The sequence below is a fragment of the [Clostridium] aerotolerans DSM 5434 genome (assembly GCF_000687555.1).
Lineage (GTDB): Bacteria > Bacillota > Clostridia > Lachnospirales > Lachnospiraceae > Lacrimispora > Lacrimispora aerotolerans.
Map to the genome: position 1 here is coordinate 77,761 of NZ_JHWJ01000018.1, position 17,142 is coordinate 94,902.

The 17,142-nt window shown below is 41.6% G+C and carries 15 protein-coding genes, 3 tRNA genes and 1 rRNA gene; 4 read left to right on the forward strand and 15 right to left on the reverse strand.

Annotated elements, in window-relative coordinates; translation table 11 throughout:
* Positions 1 to 106 precede the first annotated feature (106 nt).
* Positions 107 to 1,006 (reverse strand): 4-hydroxy-tetrahydrodipicolinate synthase, encoded by a 900-nt coding sequence (gene dapA, locus T546_RS0119955; RefSeq protein ID WP_026893153.1) that lies wholly within the window; start codon positions 1,004 to 1,006, stop codon positions 107 to 109.
* A 119-nt stretch (positions 1,007 to 1,125) separates the two neighbouring features.
* On the opposite strand from dapA, the gene dpsA reads away from it, so the two are divergent.
* Positions 1,126 to 1,974: a dipicolinate synthase subunit DpsA gene (dpsA, locus tag T546_RS0119960; RefSeq protein ID WP_026893154.1), complete on the forward strand. Its 849-nt coding sequence runs from the start codon at positions 1,126 to 1,128 to the stop codon at positions 1,972 to 1,974.
* The gene (locus T546_RS0119965; protein WP_026893155.1) at positions 1,971 to 2,549 is read left to right on the forward strand and encodes a dipicolinate synthase subunit B; all 579 of its coding nucleotides are present in this window, start codon (positions 1,971 to 1,973) and stop codon (positions 2,547 to 2,549) included. The genes dpsA and T546_RS0119965 overlap by 4 nt, the downstream gene beginning before the upstream one ends.
* Positions 2,550 to 2,590: 41 nt before the next feature.
* Here the strand turns inward: T546_RS0119965 and T546_RS0119970 are convergent, their stop codons facing one another.
* The 6 genes from T546_RS0119970 to T546_RS0119995 all read right to left on the reverse strand — a co-directional run bounded on the left by T546_RS0119970 (position 2,591) and on the right by T546_RS0119995 (position 8,166).
* Positions 2,591 to 3,145: a hypothetical protein gene (locus tag T546_RS0119970; protein WP_026893156.1), complete on the reverse strand. Its 555-nt coding sequence runs from the start codon at positions 3,143 to 3,145 to the stop codon at positions 2,591 to 2,593.
* Positions 3,146 to 3,238: 93 nt separating this feature from the next.
* On the reverse strand, positions 3,239 to 4,093 hold the full coding sequence (locus tag T546_RS0119975; RefSeq protein ID WP_026893157.1) for a class II fructose-bisphosphate aldolase: 855 nt from the start codon (positions 4,091 to 4,093) through the stop codon (positions 3,239 to 3,241).
* Positions 4,094 to 4,103: 10 nt separating this feature from the next.
* The gene (locus T546_RS0119980) at positions 4,104 to 5,969 is read right to left on the reverse strand and encodes a fructose-specific PTS transporter subunit EIIC (RefSeq protein WP_242842267.1); all 1,866 of its coding nucleotides are present in this window, start codon (positions 5,967 to 5,969) and stop codon (positions 4,104 to 4,106) included.
* Positions 5,970 to 5,971: 2 nt separating this feature from the next.
* Positions 5,972 to 6,892, reverse strand: a complete 921-nt coding sequence (locus tag T546_RS0119985) for a 1-phosphofructokinase family hexose kinase (protein WP_026893159.1) — start codon at positions 6,890 to 6,892, stop codon at positions 5,972 to 5,974.
* A 165-nt stretch (positions 6,893 to 7,057) separates the two neighbouring features.
* Positions 7,058 to 7,798 (reverse strand): MurR/RpiR family transcriptional regulator, encoded by a 741-nt coding sequence (locus T546_RS0119990; protein ID WP_024838057.1) that lies wholly within the window; start codon positions 7,796 to 7,798, stop codon positions 7,058 to 7,060.
* A 161-nt stretch (positions 7,799 to 7,959) separates the two neighbouring features.
* Positions 7,960 to 8,166 (reverse strand): helix-turn-helix domain-containing protein, encoded by a 207-nt coding sequence (locus T546_RS0119995; protein WP_034600060.1) that lies wholly within the window; start codon positions 8,164 to 8,166, stop codon positions 7,960 to 7,962.
* Between the two features lie 153 nt (positions 8,167 to 8,319).
* On the opposite strand from T546_RS0119995, the gene T546_RS24810 reads away from it, so the two are divergent.
* Positions 8,320 to 8,790 (forward strand): helix-turn-helix domain-containing protein, encoded by a 471-nt coding sequence (locus T546_RS24810; protein WP_051629991.1) that lies wholly within the window; start codon positions 8,320 to 8,322, stop codon positions 8,788 to 8,790.
* 30 nt (positions 8,791 to 8,820) lie between these two features.
* On the opposite strand, the gene T546_RS24085 is transcribed toward T546_RS24810, so the two are convergent.
* Positions 8,821 to 10,230, reverse strand: a complete 1,410-nt coding sequence (locus T546_RS24085; protein ID WP_051629993.1) for a zinc-binding metallopeptidase family protein — start codon at positions 10,228 to 10,230, stop codon at positions 8,821 to 8,823.
* Between the two features lie 579 nt (positions 10,231 to 10,809).
* Between T546_RS24085 and T546_RS0120015 the strand changes: the two genes are divergently transcribed.
* Positions 10,810 to 12,828, forward strand: a complete 2,019-nt coding sequence (locus tag T546_RS0120015) for a KUP/HAK/KT family potassium transporter (RefSeq protein ID WP_026893161.1) — start codon at positions 10,810 to 10,812, stop codon at positions 12,826 to 12,828.
* Positions 12,829 to 13,158: 330 nt separating this feature from the next.
* On the opposite strand, the gene T546_RS0120020 is transcribed toward T546_RS0120015, so the two are convergent.
* The 7 genes from T546_RS0120020 to T546_RS0120050 all read right to left on the reverse strand — a co-directional run.
* Positions 13,159 to 13,893 (reverse strand): hypothetical protein, encoded by a 735-nt coding sequence (locus T546_RS0120020; RefSeq protein WP_026893162.1) that lies wholly within the window; start codon positions 13,891 to 13,893, stop codon positions 13,159 to 13,161.
* Positions 13,894 to 14,297: 404 nt separating this feature from the next.
* A complete protein-coding gene (locus tag T546_RS0120025) occupies positions 14,298 to 14,489 on the reverse strand; it encodes a hypothetical protein (RefSeq protein ID WP_026893163.1) in 192 nt (63 codons plus the stop codon).
* A gap of 496 nt (positions 14,490 to 14,985) precedes the next feature.
* Positions 14,986 to 16,014 (reverse strand): NADPH dehydrogenase NamA, encoded by a 1,029-nt coding sequence (namA, locus tag T546_RS0120030; protein ID WP_026893164.1) that lies wholly within the window; start codon positions 16,012 to 16,014, stop codon positions 14,986 to 14,988.
* Positions 16,015 to 16,595: 581 nt separating this feature from the next.
* A tRNA-Cys gene (locus T546_RS0120035) sits at positions 16,596 to 16,666 on the reverse strand.
* A 12-nt stretch (positions 16,667 to 16,678) separates the two neighbouring features.
* A tRNA-Glu gene (locus tag T546_RS0120040) sits at positions 16,679 to 16,750 on the reverse strand.
* Between the two features lie 46 nt (positions 16,751 to 16,796).
* Positions 16,797 to 16,869, reverse strand: a tRNA-Asn gene (locus tag T546_RS0120045).
* A 93-nt stretch (positions 16,870 to 16,962) separates the two neighbouring features.
* A 23S ribosomal RNA gene (locus tag T546_RS0120050) occupies positions 16,963 to 17,142 on the reverse strand; the annotation flags it as partial.

A 17,142-nucleotide genomic window follows, 5' to 3' on the forward strand; every position in this document is an offset into this window, starting at 1 on the left:
ATTTCATATTATCATACAGGAACAGGAAAAATGCAACTCTTTCCGGCAGGAACCGGAGAAACGGAAGCCTTTCTTCTCCCGGTTTCTCCAGCCATACCAGATGACCTTAAATTTCTCTTAACTGGACAAAATAAGATTCCATAATCTCTCTTAACTTCTTTTTCTTCTCCGGCTCAAGCTTTGTAAGAGGAAGCCTGAAATTCTCCCCGCAAAGCCCCAGCATGGCTGCTGCCGTCTTGACCGGAATGGGGTTTACATCCATAAACATGGCATTCATGATCTTTAAGAGCTCCAGCTGCATATCCTTGCTTTTTTCCATCTCACCGTCTAAGAAGTGCTGGCATAGCATGTGCACTTCAAAGGGCATGATATTTGCCAGTACTGAGATGACTCCCTTTCCCCCAAGAGCCATAATCGGAAGGGTGAGATCGTCATTTCCAGAGTAGATATCCAGTCTGCCGCCGCAAAGGGCGGCTACCTTTGCAACATGGGAGATGCTTAAATTAGCTTCCTTGGTCGCCTGGATATTGGGGTGTTCCGATAGCTTTAAATAGGTCTCAGGTTCCACATTGACCCCGGTTCTCGTAGGAACGTTGTAAATAATAATAGGTATATCCACACTGTCTGCGATTGTGTTATAATGCTCCAATAATCCTTGCTGAGACGCCTTATTATAATATGGCGTCACAACTAACAGCCCATTTGCCCCAAGGGCCTGGGCCTTTCTTGACATTCGCACCGCATGGGAGGTAGAGTTGCTTCCGGTTCCCATAATAATCGGAACTCTATGGTTTACATAATGTACCGTAAATTCCAGCAGCTCCAGTTTTTCCTTTTCCTCAAGCGTTGAGGATTCCCCTGTGGTTCCATTGACGATGATGGCATCGGTGCCATGCTCCAGCTGAAACTTCAATAATTTTTCTGTTGCCTTTAAATCCAGGTTTCCGTGCTCATCCATTGGAGTAATGATGGCTGCTCCAGAGCCTTTAAACATTGCATTTTTCATAGACATCCATTCCCAAAATTAGAGGTTCATACTAGAAAAGTATGACAAACATCCCCTATTGGTACCATACACAAAACAAAAATTCTATCATATAAACCATTATAAGGAGTGATGACCGTATGCATAAATTTCTTCTTTTAGGCGGCGATCTAAGACAGCTTTATTTAAGCCGCATTCTTACGAAAAACGGCTTTCCGGTAACAGTTCATTATGAGGATGGAGATTTACCCCTTTCCATTGAGGAGGCCATAAAAAGCAGTCAGATCATACTCTGTCCGATTCCATTTACCAGGGATAAATTAAATCTGTTTTCTACTAATAAGATGGATGACTTAGGCATTGGAAACATTCTAAGCCTGCTTACCCCGGACCATATCCTGTTTGGGGGCGCTATCCCGGACTATGTGAAAGCTTACGCAAAGGAAAACAACATCCAATGCTTTGATTACATGGACATAGAAGAGATTACTGTGAAAAATACCATTGCAACTGCGGAAGGCACCATTGTCGAGGCCATTAAAGAAAGCCCCGGCTGCCTTCACAAAAGCCGCTGTCTGGTCACAGGCTTTGGAAGGTGTGCCAGAACACTGGCATTAAAGCTAAAAGGGCTTGACGCAGCCGTTACCATAACGGACCGAAAGGATGCACAGCTTACCCTTGCGTCCTCCATGGGCTTTGATACCGCAGCCCTTTCTGATTTGTCCCAGACCATAGGGGACTATTCATTCATTTTCAATACCATACCGGCTCTTGTTTTGAATGAGGAGTTAATCCGCCTTATGAACCCGGAGGTCACCATCATTGATATTGCCTCCGCCCCTGGCGGCGTAGATTTTGAGTTCTGTAAAAAGCAAAGCATCCGGGCAAAGCTTTGTCCCGGTCTTCCTGGAATCTATGCACCGGAAACCTCCGGTGAAATCTTATTTGAAGCTATTGTGAAATGTCTTGCTAAAAGGAGTGGCACATGAAACTGAAAGGATTAAAAGTGGGCCTGGCCGTTACCGGCTCTTTTTGTACGTTTGATAAAATAGAAACTTCCGTCAAGGTTCTTACGGAATTGGGCGCAGATGTTTACCCCATTTTTTCTACCAATGTACAATTCACCGAGTCAAGATTCGGTGATACCGGAGAATACATGGATAAGATAGCCGCCATGACCGGCCACGATCCCATTCTTCGGGTAGAGGACGCGGAGCCAATCGGCCCTAAATCCTACTTAGATATCCTGCTCATAGCCCCCTGTACCGGCAACACCCTTGCCAAACTGGCAAACGGAATCACCGATTCCCCGGTCCTTATGGCAGCCAAAGCTCATTTAAGAAATTCAAAGCCCCTGGTCATCTCCATTTCCACCAACGATGCCATGGGAATTAATTTTAAAAATGTAGGTGAATTATTTAACGTAAAAAACATCTATTTCGTACCCTTTGGCCAGGATGACGCGGTCAAGAAGCCGACCTCTCTGATCGCTCACACAGAGCTGATCCCAGAGACCCTGGAGCTTGCCTTAGAAGGAAAACAGATCCAGCCGGTTCTTAAATAAACAAAGAGTAAGGCTGCTGCAAATACGCCTTTGCAGCAGCCTTACTCTCTTTCTGAGACCGTCTGGAAATCAGACCTGCCATAAATCCGGTTCATATAGCCCGAGGTTCCCTTTTCATGCTCCTTATTAAAGCTCATAAGATAATGAGACCTGGATTTATCATATATCTGGAATCCCTCAGTTGTAAGCTGGTTCTTAAGGGGACTGGACTGATAAACCGTGGCAAATACCGGTTTGTTTGTTTCCTTTCCACGGGTAATCAAATGGCTGATTAAAAATTCCTCCAACCCTTTTCCACTGGCAGAAGGCAGTAACAGTATGGAAACCTCGCTGATCCCATCCTGCTGCTCTTTATAAGAAAAGAAACCAACCGTATCTCCATATTGCAGGATTTTACAAAAGCAGGTGACCTCTAAAAGCCTTAAAAAGCTGTCCCGGCTGATAACCGTCTGAATCCGGTTATCCCAACCGCCGTAATACTGGTCTACATATCGTTTGCAACAATCCTTTTTCACTTTAATATAGGAATTCAAATCCTCTGATTCCGCATTCTGTATTAAAAAACCCTGGCTCAATAAGCCATCCGGTAATACCATACACCCTCCTGACTGCGATTGCCGCAAAACCATTATGTACTACCATTATATTCCTGTACTGAATGGTTAAAACCAGAAGTATGTATTTATTGTCTAAAGCTTCCCTCTTCCAATGCTCCTGCAGGCAGAAATCCGGTCCGCCACGTATCGCTTTACCAGCTCTTTTCCCCGTTTTCCATAGAGCTTAGGGTCGATGATGGACTCATCCCCTTCTAAAATCTGCCTTACCCCCTTGGTATAGGCGATTCGAAGGTCAGTGGCATAGTTCACCTTGCAGATGCCTTCCTGAATGCATTCCCGCACAACGTCATCAGGCACGCCTGAAGTCCCGTGAAGCACCAGGGGAATGGAAACCTTTTTCTTAATCTGTTTTAGGAGATCCACACGGACATTTGGCTCACCTTTATAAACACCATGGGCCGTTCCAATGGAAACAGCCAGAAAATCAATCCCTGTCTTTTCCACAAAATAAGCCGCTTCTTCTGGCGAGGTAAGACCGCCGTTTCCTCCGTCTAAATCATCCTCTTTTCCACCAACCCGTCCAAGCTCTGCTTCCACCGGTATGAGATGAGGCCGGCATGCGTCTACCACCCGTTTGGTCAATGCAATATTTTTCTCCAGAGAATAATGGGAGCCGTCAATCATAATAGACGTATATCCTTCCTTTAAAGCCTTAATCGCCAGCTCATAGCTGCTGCCATGGTCCAAATGAAGGGCAACAGGAATGGAAGCCTGCTCTGCCCGGGCCTTTACACTGGCATAGTAAAGATTTAAGCCTGCATAGTTCACGGTAGAGGGCGTCGTCTGTAAAATAACCGGCGACTGCATCTCCTCCCCGGCTTCTATGACAGCCATGATCATTTCCATATTTTCTACATTAAAAGCACCCACCGCATAATGATCCTTTTGGGCCTGATATAACATCTCTTTTGAAGTAACTAACGGCATATCTACTCTCCTATTCTTTAGACAGCAGTGACACGACCTCTTCCTTAGTTCCACACTGGTTCAGCCGTTTCACAAACGCTGGTTCCATTAGTTTCTGTGACAATTCTGATAATAGTTTAAGATGAGTCTCTCCTTCCCCTTCTCCCACAGCAATCATAAACACGGCTTTCACAGGCTCCTGACTGGCGGAATCATAATTTATTCCCTTTTGTGACAATCCTACTGCAACTCTTGGCATGTTCACTGCCGAAGATTTCCCGTGAGGAATGGCAATTCCCGTTTCAAAGGACGTGGAAGAAACTTCTTCTCTCTTCATAAGCTCCGCTTTAAATGCCTTTGGATCATTCAGAACCCCATCCCGTAAAAGCATGGCAATCATTTCATCAAATACTTCCTCTTTCTCTGTCTTTTCCAGGGAAAGAGACACCGTCTCAACCTTGAAGAGTGGAGAAGAGGCCCCCGTCTCTGGAACTTCCACTGCTCCCACGGTTTCCGGAACAGGAGGTGTTACCAGTATGTAAAGAACGGCACCAATGACAGAACCAAGTAAAATACAGGCCACCCAGACAAAAGGCTTATTCACCAGACCCAGAATCAGAAAACCGCCATGAGGAGCCGGAACCTGAACCTTCATAAGATAAGTGGCCACCGCTGAAACAGAGGAGCTGACCATGAGAATGGGAATAACCTTTAAAGGATTCTTAGCCGCAAATGGAATGGCTCCTTCTGTAATATGAGTACTTCCTAACACATAGTTCACAAGAGCCGCCGTCCGATCTTCACTGGTAAATCGGTTTTTCTTAATGGTAGCCGCAATGGCAAGAACAAGAGGCGGTGTAATACAGGCCGCAGACACCCCAGCCATAAAATAGAAGTTCCCCTGTCCAAGAAGCACGGTTCCTGTTACATACGCTGCCTTATTTACCGGACCACCCATATCAAATGCACACATACACCCAATGACGATTCCAAGGAGAACCGGACTGGTATTCTGGATTTTCGTAAGACCTTCCATCATCCAGTGATTTAAAGCCGCACAAGGCTGGCTGAACAGCATCATGAGAATTCCCACACCGCCAATGGTAATAATAGGAACAATGAAAATGGATTTTAACCCCTCAAGCTGCCTTGGAAGCCCTCTTAAAGCTTTCACAGCTGCCAGAGCGATGTAACCGGCCAGAAAACCGGAGATAATACCGCCAAGGAAACCGGCATCCGTGCTTCCAGCAATCATACCTCCTACAAAGCCGGCTAAGAGTCCAGGCCGTCCGCCAATGGACTGGGCGATAAAGGCACTGAGCACCGTTACCATGAGCCCCATGGAATACCCGCCCACAGACTTTATAAGAGCAGCAATCTCGTTATACTGTTCCGAAGCCGGGTCAAAGGAATAGATTCCCCACAGGAATGAAATCGCTGTCAGCACACCACCAGCCACTACAAGCGGAAGCATATGGGAAACACCGTTCATCAGATGCTTATAAATCTGATGGGCTGCACTGCCATTCTTCTCCTGACCGGAATATCCCTGTCCCTGACCGCCCATTTCCCCTCTGCTGCCCTTACGGACCGGCACAGTCCGGTTTAAGCATGCCTTTACCAGTTCCTCCGCCTTATTCATTCCATCGGATACAGACGTCTCTAAAACCGGCTTCCCGTTAAAGCGGTCCAGATCCACGTTTTTATCACAGGCCACAATAATTGCATCGGCCCAGGCAATGTCTTCCGGTGTCAATACATTTTCCACTCCAATGGCTCCATTGGTCTCCACCTTGATCTGACACCCCAGCTTAGCTGCTGCCTCCTTTAAAGCCTTTTCCGCCATAAATGTGTGGGCAATCCCAGTGGGACACCCCGTAACCCCCAGTAATTTCATACTCATTCCACCTTTCTCACCATAATTTCCTTTGTATACTCTTCTACTTTATCCATTAAGCCAAGCCCGCTGCTTTCTGCTACATTTGCACCGACCGCGGCAGAACGTTTTAACGCCATTTCAATGTCAGAGGGGTCCTTTAGCCATAGGCTTAAAAACCCGGCAAGAGAAGCATCGCCTGCACAGGCTGAGCTTACCAGCTCCACTTTCTTTGTTCCGGCATAATACATGGATTTTCCGTTGAAAAAATAAGATCCCCTTTCCCCCAGGGTAAGAAGAATGTTCTGAGCCCCCTTTTCATAAAGGTCATGGAGAACATCTTTTATATCCTCTTCATCCCTCATAATGATCCCAAATATATCCTTAATCTCCTCATCATTGGGTTTGATCAAATACGGCCGATACCTCATCAGCTCTGCCAGATGATTGGAGCTGATATCTAAAATAACCTCCGTACGCCTTCTTTTACACAGTTCCATAATATCATCGTAAAAGGAGCTTTCCATCCCTTTTGAAAGGCTGCCGCTGATGACTAAGGTAGTAAGGTCTGGAAGTTCATGTAACAGGCTGCACATCTCAGCCCGTTTGTCTGCCGGCACAAATGCCCCTTCATTCACAAGCTTATATTCCTGTGCTCCGTCATTTAAGAAAATATTGATTCTGGTTGTATCTTCCACCCAAATGGGGTGTGCCTTTATAAAACGTTTTTCCGTCTCCTCTATGATGTACTTTCCAGAAAAACCTCCAAAAAAGCCAAGAACCTCAGACTCCGTCTGAAACCGTTTGAGACAGTAGCTGACATTCAATCCCTTTCCATTGGGTGTATAAACGGCCCCAAATGTGCGCGTCACTGCATTCCCCTGAATCCCATAAGAAAAAACATTCATATCAATGGCAGGATTCGTTGTCAAAGTATAAATCATCTAATTGCACCTCACTTTGTATTCAGAGCTGTTTTACTACTATTATTATAGTAAATAATGGAATGAAAATCTTTTCAGAAAATGAAAATGATGGGGGTTTGTTTTCTTGTAAAAAAAGAAGAGCCTGATGAACAGACTCTTAAACTAATCTATTTTTTATATTCTCTAAGAATAGAATGAAATATAATCTATAATAATCCTGCAAATCATGTAGAGAGGAATTCTCGATGAAACCTCAAATTCCTTAATCGCCTGATGGGAATGCTTAAATCCAACCAATGAATGCCTGCTGTATGTAACTAACTTTGAATTCTCATTGCAGCAGCAGGAGATGACACAGTTTCCTTTTTGATAAGCCGTAGCCGCCGCAGAGACAAGTTCCGGAGTCTCCCCATTGAGAGACAAAATAAACAGTACATCATCTTCCATTAATTTCGCAGCCTTTACCTGCATGATATTAGGATCATCGGTAAAAAAAACATGGTAATTGAGAAGCTGCAGCTTTAAAGAAAACTCCTGCCCCACATACGTGGTCAGCCCTCTGGCAAAGATGGATATCTGGTCGGCACAGTTTAAACATTTGATTACCGCTAAAATATCCGTTAAGGATATCCGTTCATGCACCGCCTGAGCTTCTATGAGCGTCTTATTAAATAACTCATTCATGGATTGAATCTCTTCACTCTTCGCCTTATTCCCAGACCGGTATCTTAATTCATTGAACCCGTTAAGCCCGCATTTGCGAATGGCCCTGGACACAGTAGAGGGCGAAGAATAGGTTTCAAACGCAATATCAACAATAGAAAGCTCTGGAAGCTCCTCCTCGTGACTATTAATAAATTGAATGATTTCAAGTTCCGTTTTCGTTAATCTCTCTAAGGTATTCGTATCCAATGGAATAATCATGTACTTCCTCCAAACTGCATTTTATCGAAATATCGCTGCTGTATAAGAAAAGTGTCTGACCTACTTACCAGTATAAGCTCTAAATGCTGTTCTTAACAAGTAAATTGTCATTTTTCCCCCTCTCTAAGCTCTTTTTCACCCTCATGTCGCATTTACGCTACTTAAGAGGTAAAAAAAATATTGCTTGCTTCTTCTCTGCTTAGCGGTATCACCTGAACAATTTTATTCATTTCTTCTACGGTAAAGGTATTTCCTTTCCTTTTCATCTTCCGATAAAAGGTAGACCGATTCATCCCTATGGCATCTGCAACTGCCTCCTGTGTCATACCTGATTCCACAATCTTTCCCTTCAGCATTTGAGTATTCATAGTACTCACCTCCCCCTAGTCGCATTAATGCTACGTCATAAAATAAGGATAGCTCAATAGAAATAAAAAGTCAACATCGGAATAGCAAAAACGCATCTCTGTTCGTTGCATTTTTGCAACATTAATGATATTATACATTCAGGAGGTGGGAAAATGTCAATAACTGGTCAAAGAATCAAAGCACGAAGAAAACAACTGAAAATGAGCGCAGACGAAGTGGCAGCAAAGCTGGGCGTTTCCAGGTCCACCATCTTTCGTTATGAAAATGGTCAGATTGAAAAAGTCCCTGCCAATGTACTAGAGCGCCTGGCTGAAATATTAAAGACGACACCAACTTATTTAATGGGTTGGGATGACGATTCCAACGCTTCCAGTTCCCATAAACTTCACGACCTGTCATTTGAAAATATGAATCCGGAAGACAGAAACATATCCATGGTAAAGGAATCGTCGGAAGACACGTATCAAATCGACGAACGTCTCCGTTCCCTGAATGTGGAACCAGCAGATAAGGACACCATCATTAAAATGGCAGAAATATATATGCTTCTCACAGATGAAGGCAGAAAGAAAGCATACGATTATATCGTCGATCTGTCCGAACATACCAAATATCTAAAATAATGATAGCATAACGAGAGGTCAAAAGGACTCTTACCGAGTCCTCCCTAAAAAATATGAATACCCATCGGATTTACCCAGCTGTTCCCCTGACGTTTCATCTATGATCAAAGCCGCCTTAATCAGCGATTCTAACTGCTCCCTCATTAAACTAACGCTGAATTTATCCATTTCTCGCTCCACGCTGTTCACCATAAGATAATCCGGCATCTGTATTAACCCAAGAACCGGTATGCCCGCTTCAAATAAAGGCTGACTTTCGCCGAATTCAAGTTTATTATGACCCCTTAAAGCAACGGTACGTATCTGCACTCTGTCTTTCGTTGCCAGCTTCCAAATATCCCCCATCTGCTCATTTCCCATATAGGTATATTCTGTCTGAATGTTCCCTGTAGCCTCATAACCACTTTTCCTATTATCCTTCCACTCCATAGACCCCAGATGCTCCACCGTGATTGCAGCCACCGCTTTCTTATTCCCAGGTTCCCCATCCCAAAGCTCCCTGTGACCCATCATCCAGGTCGAAGTAGCCTGTGAAGTTCCCTTAAACACAGGCAGCCGAAAATGACCTGTAACAAAGGCAAATACCAAAGTACGCTCCGGCCGGCAGCTCAGAAAATAACGAATCATAGACAACATGCCAATGGCCCCATTTTCCTCTACAACGTTAACTCCGTCGGTATGGCTGTTGATGATTATCGTCTCCTCTTTGTTCCTGCCTTCTATGGTCACATAAATGCTTTCTGTCAATGCGTCCTTCTCCCGGTCCGCAAGCAGGACCAAAGTACTCTGCTCCTGGCTCCTTGCCCCATCTAATACTCTTTTCCCATCCGTTTCATTCACCCACAGAGCAGGAATGCCCATGTAATGGTCTGTAAATGGCAAATATTGGCCTTCCACCTTCTGATCAGATACTCCCTTCCAGACTAAAACCACCGCTTTCACACCCATTTTCTTTGCTTTCTTCAAGTCAGGGTTTCGAAGTACAGAAGTGAGCACAAGATCTCCATCACCCATAACAATCCCATGGTCTCCTGGAAAAGCTTTTCTTTTATTCATAAAAAGCCCTATAGGTAGTTTTTTAAACGCTTTTATTTCAACTACCGCAATATTCCCTTTTGCTTTTTTATAATCTCCATTCTTAACATAGATAAGCTTACCAGTTACCCCATTGTCTCCAGTCTCACCTGAATACGGATAAGCAGAAGAAACATGGATTTCTTCCTGGTTAATGTATAACGCACTCCTTCTTTCTTCCCACCGGCCAAATTTATATAAATCCTGGTGCACATTAAGCCCCATATCATTCAGCTTCTGCTTCAGCCACTCAACAAACTCCCTGTGACCTGAAGCACCTGTAGTACGGCATCCAAAGGAATTCATCATACGAATTTCATTTAAAATAGTCTCCTCAGAATCCAATTTTCTATCTTCATAAAACATATAAACTTCCTCCATCGTAAATCAGTGAATACAATATTGTATCTATTATAGCCTTTTTATAAGAAAGCACAAACCATTCCATACTTCTTTGAAACTACTTCTTCCACAAAAAAACAGGTAACTAATAGACTCCAAGCTCCAGGGTTTTACCACCACCTCTTGTAGCTTTCTACAAAAACAAATAAAACAAAGAGCCATAAATACCTCCTAAAATGAAACAGTATCTATGTGTCATATTAAAAGGAAATAAGAATTGATTGCAAAATATATGATATTGGTGTTATGATAGCCTAATATGGTATCATTTCATACCTGCTGTACCTTTTTAAAACTTCGCATTCATCTTAAGGAATATTTAATTGACATCCCTGCTTCATTTATGTAAAATACCCATATCAAAAGGGAGTAGTTGACACTGAAAAGTGTTTGCGTTTGCATCATTACGATTATATTCATTGCTTTTCAGGCATACTATAATCTGCATCGCAACGAAGTAACAAGACTTTTGTTGTAATGTTTATTTACAGCAAGGGTTTTTTTTTGACTTTTTTACAAAATACATTTAGCAAAGAGGATAACATGGAACTACAATCAAAGAAATCAAGTATTTCTAAACTAACACTTGGAGGAATCCTGGTAACATTAGGTGTGGTATATGGAGATATCGGTACCTCACCGCTTTACGTAATGAAATCCGTACTATTCGGGAACGGCGGTATCCAAACGGTCTCAGAAGATTTTATTCTCGGAACCTTATCCCTGGTATTCTGGACCCTTACTATTTTAACAAGCATAAAATATGTATTTATTACATTGAAAGCCGATAACAATGGAGAAGGCGGCATCTTTTCCCTGTTCACACTGGTCAGAAGCCGCGCCAGGTGGTTGATCCTCCCGGCCATGATCGGAGGCTCCGCTCTCTTAGCCGATGGCATGCTGACACCGGCAGTCACTGTAACGTCAGCGGTTGAAGGACTGAAACTCCTGCCTGTATTTCACAACCTTTTTGGCGACGACCAGAAAAACATCGTAATACTAGTTATTTTCATCATCTGCCTCCTGTTTTTTATTCAACATATTGGCACTGATTTTATCGGAAGGCTGTTTGGTCCCATCATGTTTTTATGGTTCTGCAGCTTAGCCCTCTTTGGCATTATCAACCTGGCAGAGAATCCATTTTTACTGCGGGCATTATCCCCTCATTATGCCATCAAAACTCTCTTTAGCGATGATAATAAGCTCGGCTTTTTTATTCTGGGCAGCATATTCTTGTGTTCCACCGGTGCCGAAGCCCTTTACTCTGATTTAGGACATGTTGGCCGTAAAAATATATACTTTACATGGCCATTTGTAAAAGTATGTTTGCTGCTTAACTATTTTGGTCAGGGCGCATGGATTTTATCCGCGAAAAATAACCCTGCCTTTGCCTTAACAGAAGACATCAATCCCTTTTACCAAATGATTCCTAATAGCATGCTCATATACGGAATCGTAATATCCACCCTGGCCGCCATCATAGCGTCACAGGCCTTAATTTCCGGCTCCTTTACCCTTGTATCGGAAGCCATCAAGCTGAACTTATTCCCAAGACTCCATACCATATATCCCTCTCCGTTAAAAGGCCAGCTCTACATTCCGGCCATCAACCGGATTTTATGGATCGTCTGTATCGGAATCGTACTCTACTTTCAAAGCTCCGAAAAAATGGAATCAGCATACGGCCTTGCCATCACTGTCACCATGCTTATGACAACTATTTTACTATATAACTACATGCTGAAGAAGAAAACGCCCATTATACTTGCAACCATCATGCTTGTCTTCTTTATGAGTTTTGAAATATCCTTCTTCATTGCAAACATCATTAAGTTTTTCCATGGTGGCTTTGTAGCCATCATAATTGCTGCTACCATTTTATTTGTCATGTATCTCTGGGACAGAGCCCATATTATAAGAATGCGCTATCAGGAATACGTTCCCATTGAAAAATACTTGAGCCAGCTGTCTCAATTACGCCATGACCCGGAAGTACCCAAGTATGCCAGCAACCTGGTATGCCTAAGCAAATGCCCCGATCCAAAACAAATCGAACGTAAAATACTTTACTTCCTATTTGATAAGCGACCAAAAAAAGCCGATGTTTACTGGTTCGTAGACGTAATCGTAACCGACGAACCCTATCAGGCCGAGTACACCATAGATAAATTCAATACAGACCACATTGTCAAAATACAGCTAAAGCTAGGCTTTCGTATCGATCAAAACTTAAATGTCTTCTTAAGACAGATATCCACCGAACTGGTAAAGAATAAGGAAATAGAACCACAGTCCAACACATACTCCATTATTCCAAACCGTAAATTAGGAGATTTCCGTTTTGTATTCATTCAGGAAGTCCTATCCCATGAAACATCGTTATCCGCCTGGGACTCTTTCGTGTTCAACACCAAGTTATTTATACAGAAGTTCACCGCTTCCCCAACCAACTGGTTTGGACTTGATACCAGTGATGTGTATATTGAGAAGGTACCTATGATAATAGGCCATTCCAATCGAGTTGTTTTAAAGCGGGTGGATGGGAAAACAGATAAGAAGTAAATCAGATATGAAGTTAATCAAATATGTAATTCAAATTAGAAATAATTATTTATGAAGTAAATATATATAAAGTTAAAAAGATCTCCTATGAAATTAAAGTCGAAGGAGATCTTTTTTTATATTAATTTATGCATTTGTTAATCAAGCTGTGTCATGCGAGGTAGTATTTTGCATATTTATTTCATAATTATTATTGAATGTAGCAAATACACCTATTAAAAAAAATTGTTTATGTCACAATAAAGATGTTAGTGAAACATCAAGCATTCTAATGGAACAATAAGCAAACTAATGATAGAGCAAATATGATTTAGTTTCCCAAATGTAATTTTACAGATCATCTACAAACTTTTTAGCTTCCCCCAAAGGCATTCCGGTATAGTCACGAACAAGTTTAATGGCCTCTATCACTTTACCTCTATCTTTTAGTTCTCGCACTTTCGCTATCAGATCTTCCGTAAGATCATCTTTATGGTCAGACATCTCCTGCCTGCGTCTCAGCTCATCTGCAATCTTCTGCCTCATCTCATCGGTAAGCTCTTCACTCCCAGTCTGACTATGTATAAAATCAATTTCAGGCGCTTTTTTTATAAATAACCCAATGAAGGACCCCAAAACAACGTAAGTAACCAGGTATTGTAATAACCGGTAAAGATATAGCCATATGACACTGAGCTTTATCATTTCCCCAGAATGCTTCAAGATGGAGATGGAATCCGAAATTGCAAATTCTCCCGGTGCATAGTTATTTACCGATCGATCGATTACCAGCTGCCCCCAGTGCGATACCATAAGTTCCAAAGGCTTATTTAGTATCTGATTTCCAGTAGTATCAATCAACATACTAATCACCGCAAATATGGCTATTAAAATAACCATATTATTTTCCCATTTAATTCTCTTAAAATATATGGTAAGAGCGAAAATTAATATTAAAGTACAGCTTCTAATGTAGCTATTGTAAAGATAAGCATTTATTAGTATGGGACCGCCCCATATGAATACTACTAATATAAAGGCTACAAAAAGAAATACGGATAACAATATAGTAAAATTTTTCTTCAAAAAAATTCCTCCTTGCTAACTTTAAGATTTGATTATTCAAAATAGCATAAATAATAATTTACCATAGTTGTTTGCTGGCTAAGCAGCAAAGGCTTAGATGTTCTATATAAGAAAGTATATTCACTGTTGTTTTTTATACTATCTACATACTGAATTAATCATGATGCGTGAGGTAAATTACCATTTATACCCATATTATCTCATAAATCACGTAATAAATCCATATAAATAGTAAGTCTATGTACATTGTATTAAATATACAAGCTTTATGGATGGGATTATAAAAGGTTATAGTTCTTAAAGCTTTAGAAATAACATCATATTTAAGTAAATTCTTTGACAGTACCAAAAATATCTTACAGTGGCAGTATTTCAAAATTACTACCACTATTCTAACTATAATTTTACAAAATATTTTTTGTAATCGCTTCTTCGATTAAAGACTTAGATATATACATTGCCTTTAAACGATTACTAAGAAGCGTATGATGAGAGTTGCCTTCAGGAAACTTTTCCTGTGCTTTTTCACATTTGTTAATTATGGAGTTTACCGCCCGAAGGGCCGCAGTTAACTCTTCCCTAGAATATTTATCCATAGCATATTCACCTCATTCTACATTCTAATTGTATGACTTTCTCACTATTTCATTTTAGTATAATACCATGCCACTGTTTAATCTACCAATTTTATAGGATCTCCACTTTAACTTAAATTAACAAGCACTCATACAAATAATTGCAACGATTTGATCTATGAAGGAATATGAAAAGTGCATGCAGATATGCAATAACATATAAATCAAATATGATATAATTTATCCCCTATAAATACTAAAAATATCCTACAAATAGTAGGCTATAACAAGAAACTGCAAAAAATAAGTGAGAGCAATCCTCGGATAATTGCCCTCACTTTTTATAATTTTGTTTTTTATTTCATAGAAACAGACACTATATTGTACCGCTAGAGTATTTGCTTGGTATCACACTCCACCGTAGACATTAATCTTCTTATGTGGAAAAAATGAAGGACGTAGCACTTTTCCCATAAGTAAATGAATCTATCACACATAATCATGAATCCTTCATGCTTTACTTTCGAGCCTGAAAACCACGCCTATACTGCTCCGGCCATGGGTATTCGACTTCCATATTCCGTGCTGTATGCAGCACCCAGTAAGGATCACGCAGAAGTTCCCGGCCTAAAGCAACCAAATCTGCCCGTTCTTCACCCAAAATTTCTTCCACCTGATGTGGATCCGTAATCAGACCAACAGTAACCACAGGCAGGTCACATGCCTGTTTCAATTGTTCAGCAATTTTTACTTGATAGCCTGGATAGATCTTCGATGGCGGCGTTGACACAACTCCACCTGTACTCACATCCAGAACATCAATATAAGGCTTCACCAATTTAATAATTTTAGACATCTCTTCCATGTGCATACCATTCGGCTCATAGTCTTCAGCAGATACACGCAATAACACCGGTTTTTCAGCTGGCCAGACCTCATGAATTGCCTTTAGTATTTCAATCAATATACGGCATCGATTTTCTGTTGATCCACCATAACTATCTGTACGATGATTGGTCAACGGCGACAGGAATTCACTGATCAGATATCCATGGGCACCATGAATCTCAATTGCATCAAAACCGATTTTGGCCGCCCGCTCAGCCGAGCTACGAAATGCATTGACTGTTTCACGTATATCCTCTTCTTTCATCTCACGGGGCATAGGGGACTCCTGACTAAATGGAATGGCGCTGGGGGCCTCGATTATCTTTTCCTGAGCTTCACATTTGCGCCCCGCATGATTGAGCTGAATTGCAACTTTGGCCCCCTGTTTCTGGCAGGCGGTAACAATTGGTTTAAGCGCCTCTGCCTGCTCATCATTCCAAAGTCCCAAACAATGGTCTGAAATACGCCCCCACGGTAGAACACCGGTGGCTTCCATAATAATCAGCCCTACACCGCCAACTGCACGGGAAGTATAATGCGTAAAATGAAATTCATTAGCAATCCCATCAGTACCGGCACTATACATACACATCGGAGGCATGACAATACGATTACGCTGAGTCATGCTTTTTACTGTAAATGAGTTTAATAAGTACATAAGACATTCTCCCTTCTATTATTATAATAAGAATTGGTAAAAAAGCTTGTTCTATTTAGTCATCAATTAAATCATAAATTCATTAATACACTGTATTATAAATAATATCCTTCTAGTAAATATTGTATTTATTATATATCTACATGATGAATGATGCAATTAAATTCATGTAAGCCATATTAATCGTCTACTGAATAGTGTAAAATTTTTAAATAAGATCTTCCTGATATGCACAATCGTCATTATCATAATAAATATTAAAATGAATTATGAGTTATTAAAATCAAGACCATCTTAATGCGATGCGATAGTAATTTATGGTCATCAGTAAATCATTAAGCTGCAGCACTTAAGAGGAGCCGTTGATTAGGAAAAAAATATTTTTAAGATATAGAACAATTACCATGGAATGTATTTTAAAACCTGAATGAAGGGGAGGGAATAAGAGAAGGCTTCTGTAGAAAAACCATTTAAAAACGCTTTTTAGAATTTTTACTGAAAGGATAGAGAAACAATTAGCAAACACAAAGTAAAAACCCCAGAAACCCTTTTTTATCAGGTTTCTGAGGCTTTCATAAGAGAGGCGACAACCAGATTTGAACTGGTGATCAGGGTGTTGCAGACCCACGCCTTACCGCTTGGCTATGTCGCCGTATTATTTTAATGACCCCAACGAGATTCGAACTCGTGTTACCGCCGTGAAAGGGCGATGTCTTAACCGCTTGACCATGGGGCCTTACTTGTATTTCGTTGACCCCACAGCTTCTGTTGAGTATCACGAACTCCCCGAGTAGGACTTGAACCTACGACCCAACGGTTAACAGCCGTTTGCTCTACCGACTGAGCTATCGAGGAATATTGCTTTTCAGCAATCCTTGAGGCATATACCCTCAAAACCACACATTGTTATATATCTTTCATCCGTTCTTTCCTCTTACCTAAACCAACCTGGTTAAGCCCTCGACCTATTAGTGACAGTCAGCTGCACATGTTGCCATGCTTCCACCTCTGCCCTATCTACCTCGTCGTCTTCAAGGGGTCTTACTCTTGCGATGGGATATCTCATCTTGAGGGGGGCTTCACGCTTAGATGCCTTCAGCGTTTATCCCTTCCCGACTTGGCTACTCT

Bases quoted from the DNA above. Each gene is read 5' to 3' on its own strand.
- dapA (WP_026893153.1), bottom strand. From the start codon at position 1,006: ATGAAAAATGCAATGTTTAAAGGCTCTGGAGCAGCCATCATTACTCCA.
- dpsA (WP_026893154.1), top strand. From the start codon at position 1,126: ATGCATAAATTTCTTCTTTTAGGCGGCGATCTAAGACAGCTTTATTTA.
- T546_RS0119965 (WP_026893155.1), top strand. From the start codon at position 1,971: ATGAAACTGAAAGGATTAAAAGTGGGCCTGGCCGTTACCGGCTCTTTT.
- T546_RS0119970 (WP_026893156.1), bottom strand. From the start codon at position 3,145: ATGGTATTACCGGATGGCTTATTGAGCCAGGGTTTTTTAATACAGAAT.
- T546_RS0119975 (WP_026893157.1), bottom strand. From the start codon at position 4,093: ATGCCGTTAGTTACTTCAAAAGAGATGTTATATCAGGCCCAAAAGGAT.
- T546_RS0119980 (WP_242842267.1), bottom strand. From the start codon at position 5,969: ATGAAATTACTGGGGGTTACGGGGTGTCCCACTGGGATTGCCCACACA.
- T546_RS0119985 (WP_026893159.1), bottom strand. From the start codon at position 6,892: ATGATTTATACTTTGACAACGAATCCTGCCATTGATATGAATGTTTTT.
- T546_RS0119990 (WP_024838057.1), bottom strand. From the start codon at position 7,798: ATGATTATTCCATTGGATACGAATACCTTAGAGAGATTAACGAAAACG.
- T546_RS0119995 (WP_034600060.1), bottom strand. From the start codon at position 8,166: ATGAATACTCAAATGCTGAAGGGAAAGATTGTGGAATCAGGTATGACA.
- T546_RS24810 (WP_051629991.1), top strand. From the start codon at position 8,320: ATGTCAATAACTGGTCAAAGAATCAAAGCACGAAGAAAACAACTGAAA.
- T546_RS24085 (WP_051629993.1), bottom strand. From the start codon at position 10,230: ATGTTTTATGAAGATAGAAAATTGGATTCTGAGGAGACTATTTTAAAT.
- T546_RS0120015 (WP_026893161.1), top strand. From the start codon at position 10,810: ATGGAACTACAATCAAAGAAATCAAGTATTTCTAAACTAACACTTGGA.
- T546_RS0120025 (WP_026893163.1), bottom strand. From the start codon at position 14,489: ATGGATAAATATTCTAGGGAAGAGTTAACTGCGGCCCTTCGGGCGGTA.
- namA (WP_026893164.1), bottom strand. From the start codon at position 16,014: ATGTACTTATTAAACTCATTTACAGTAAAAAGCATGACTCAGCGTAAT.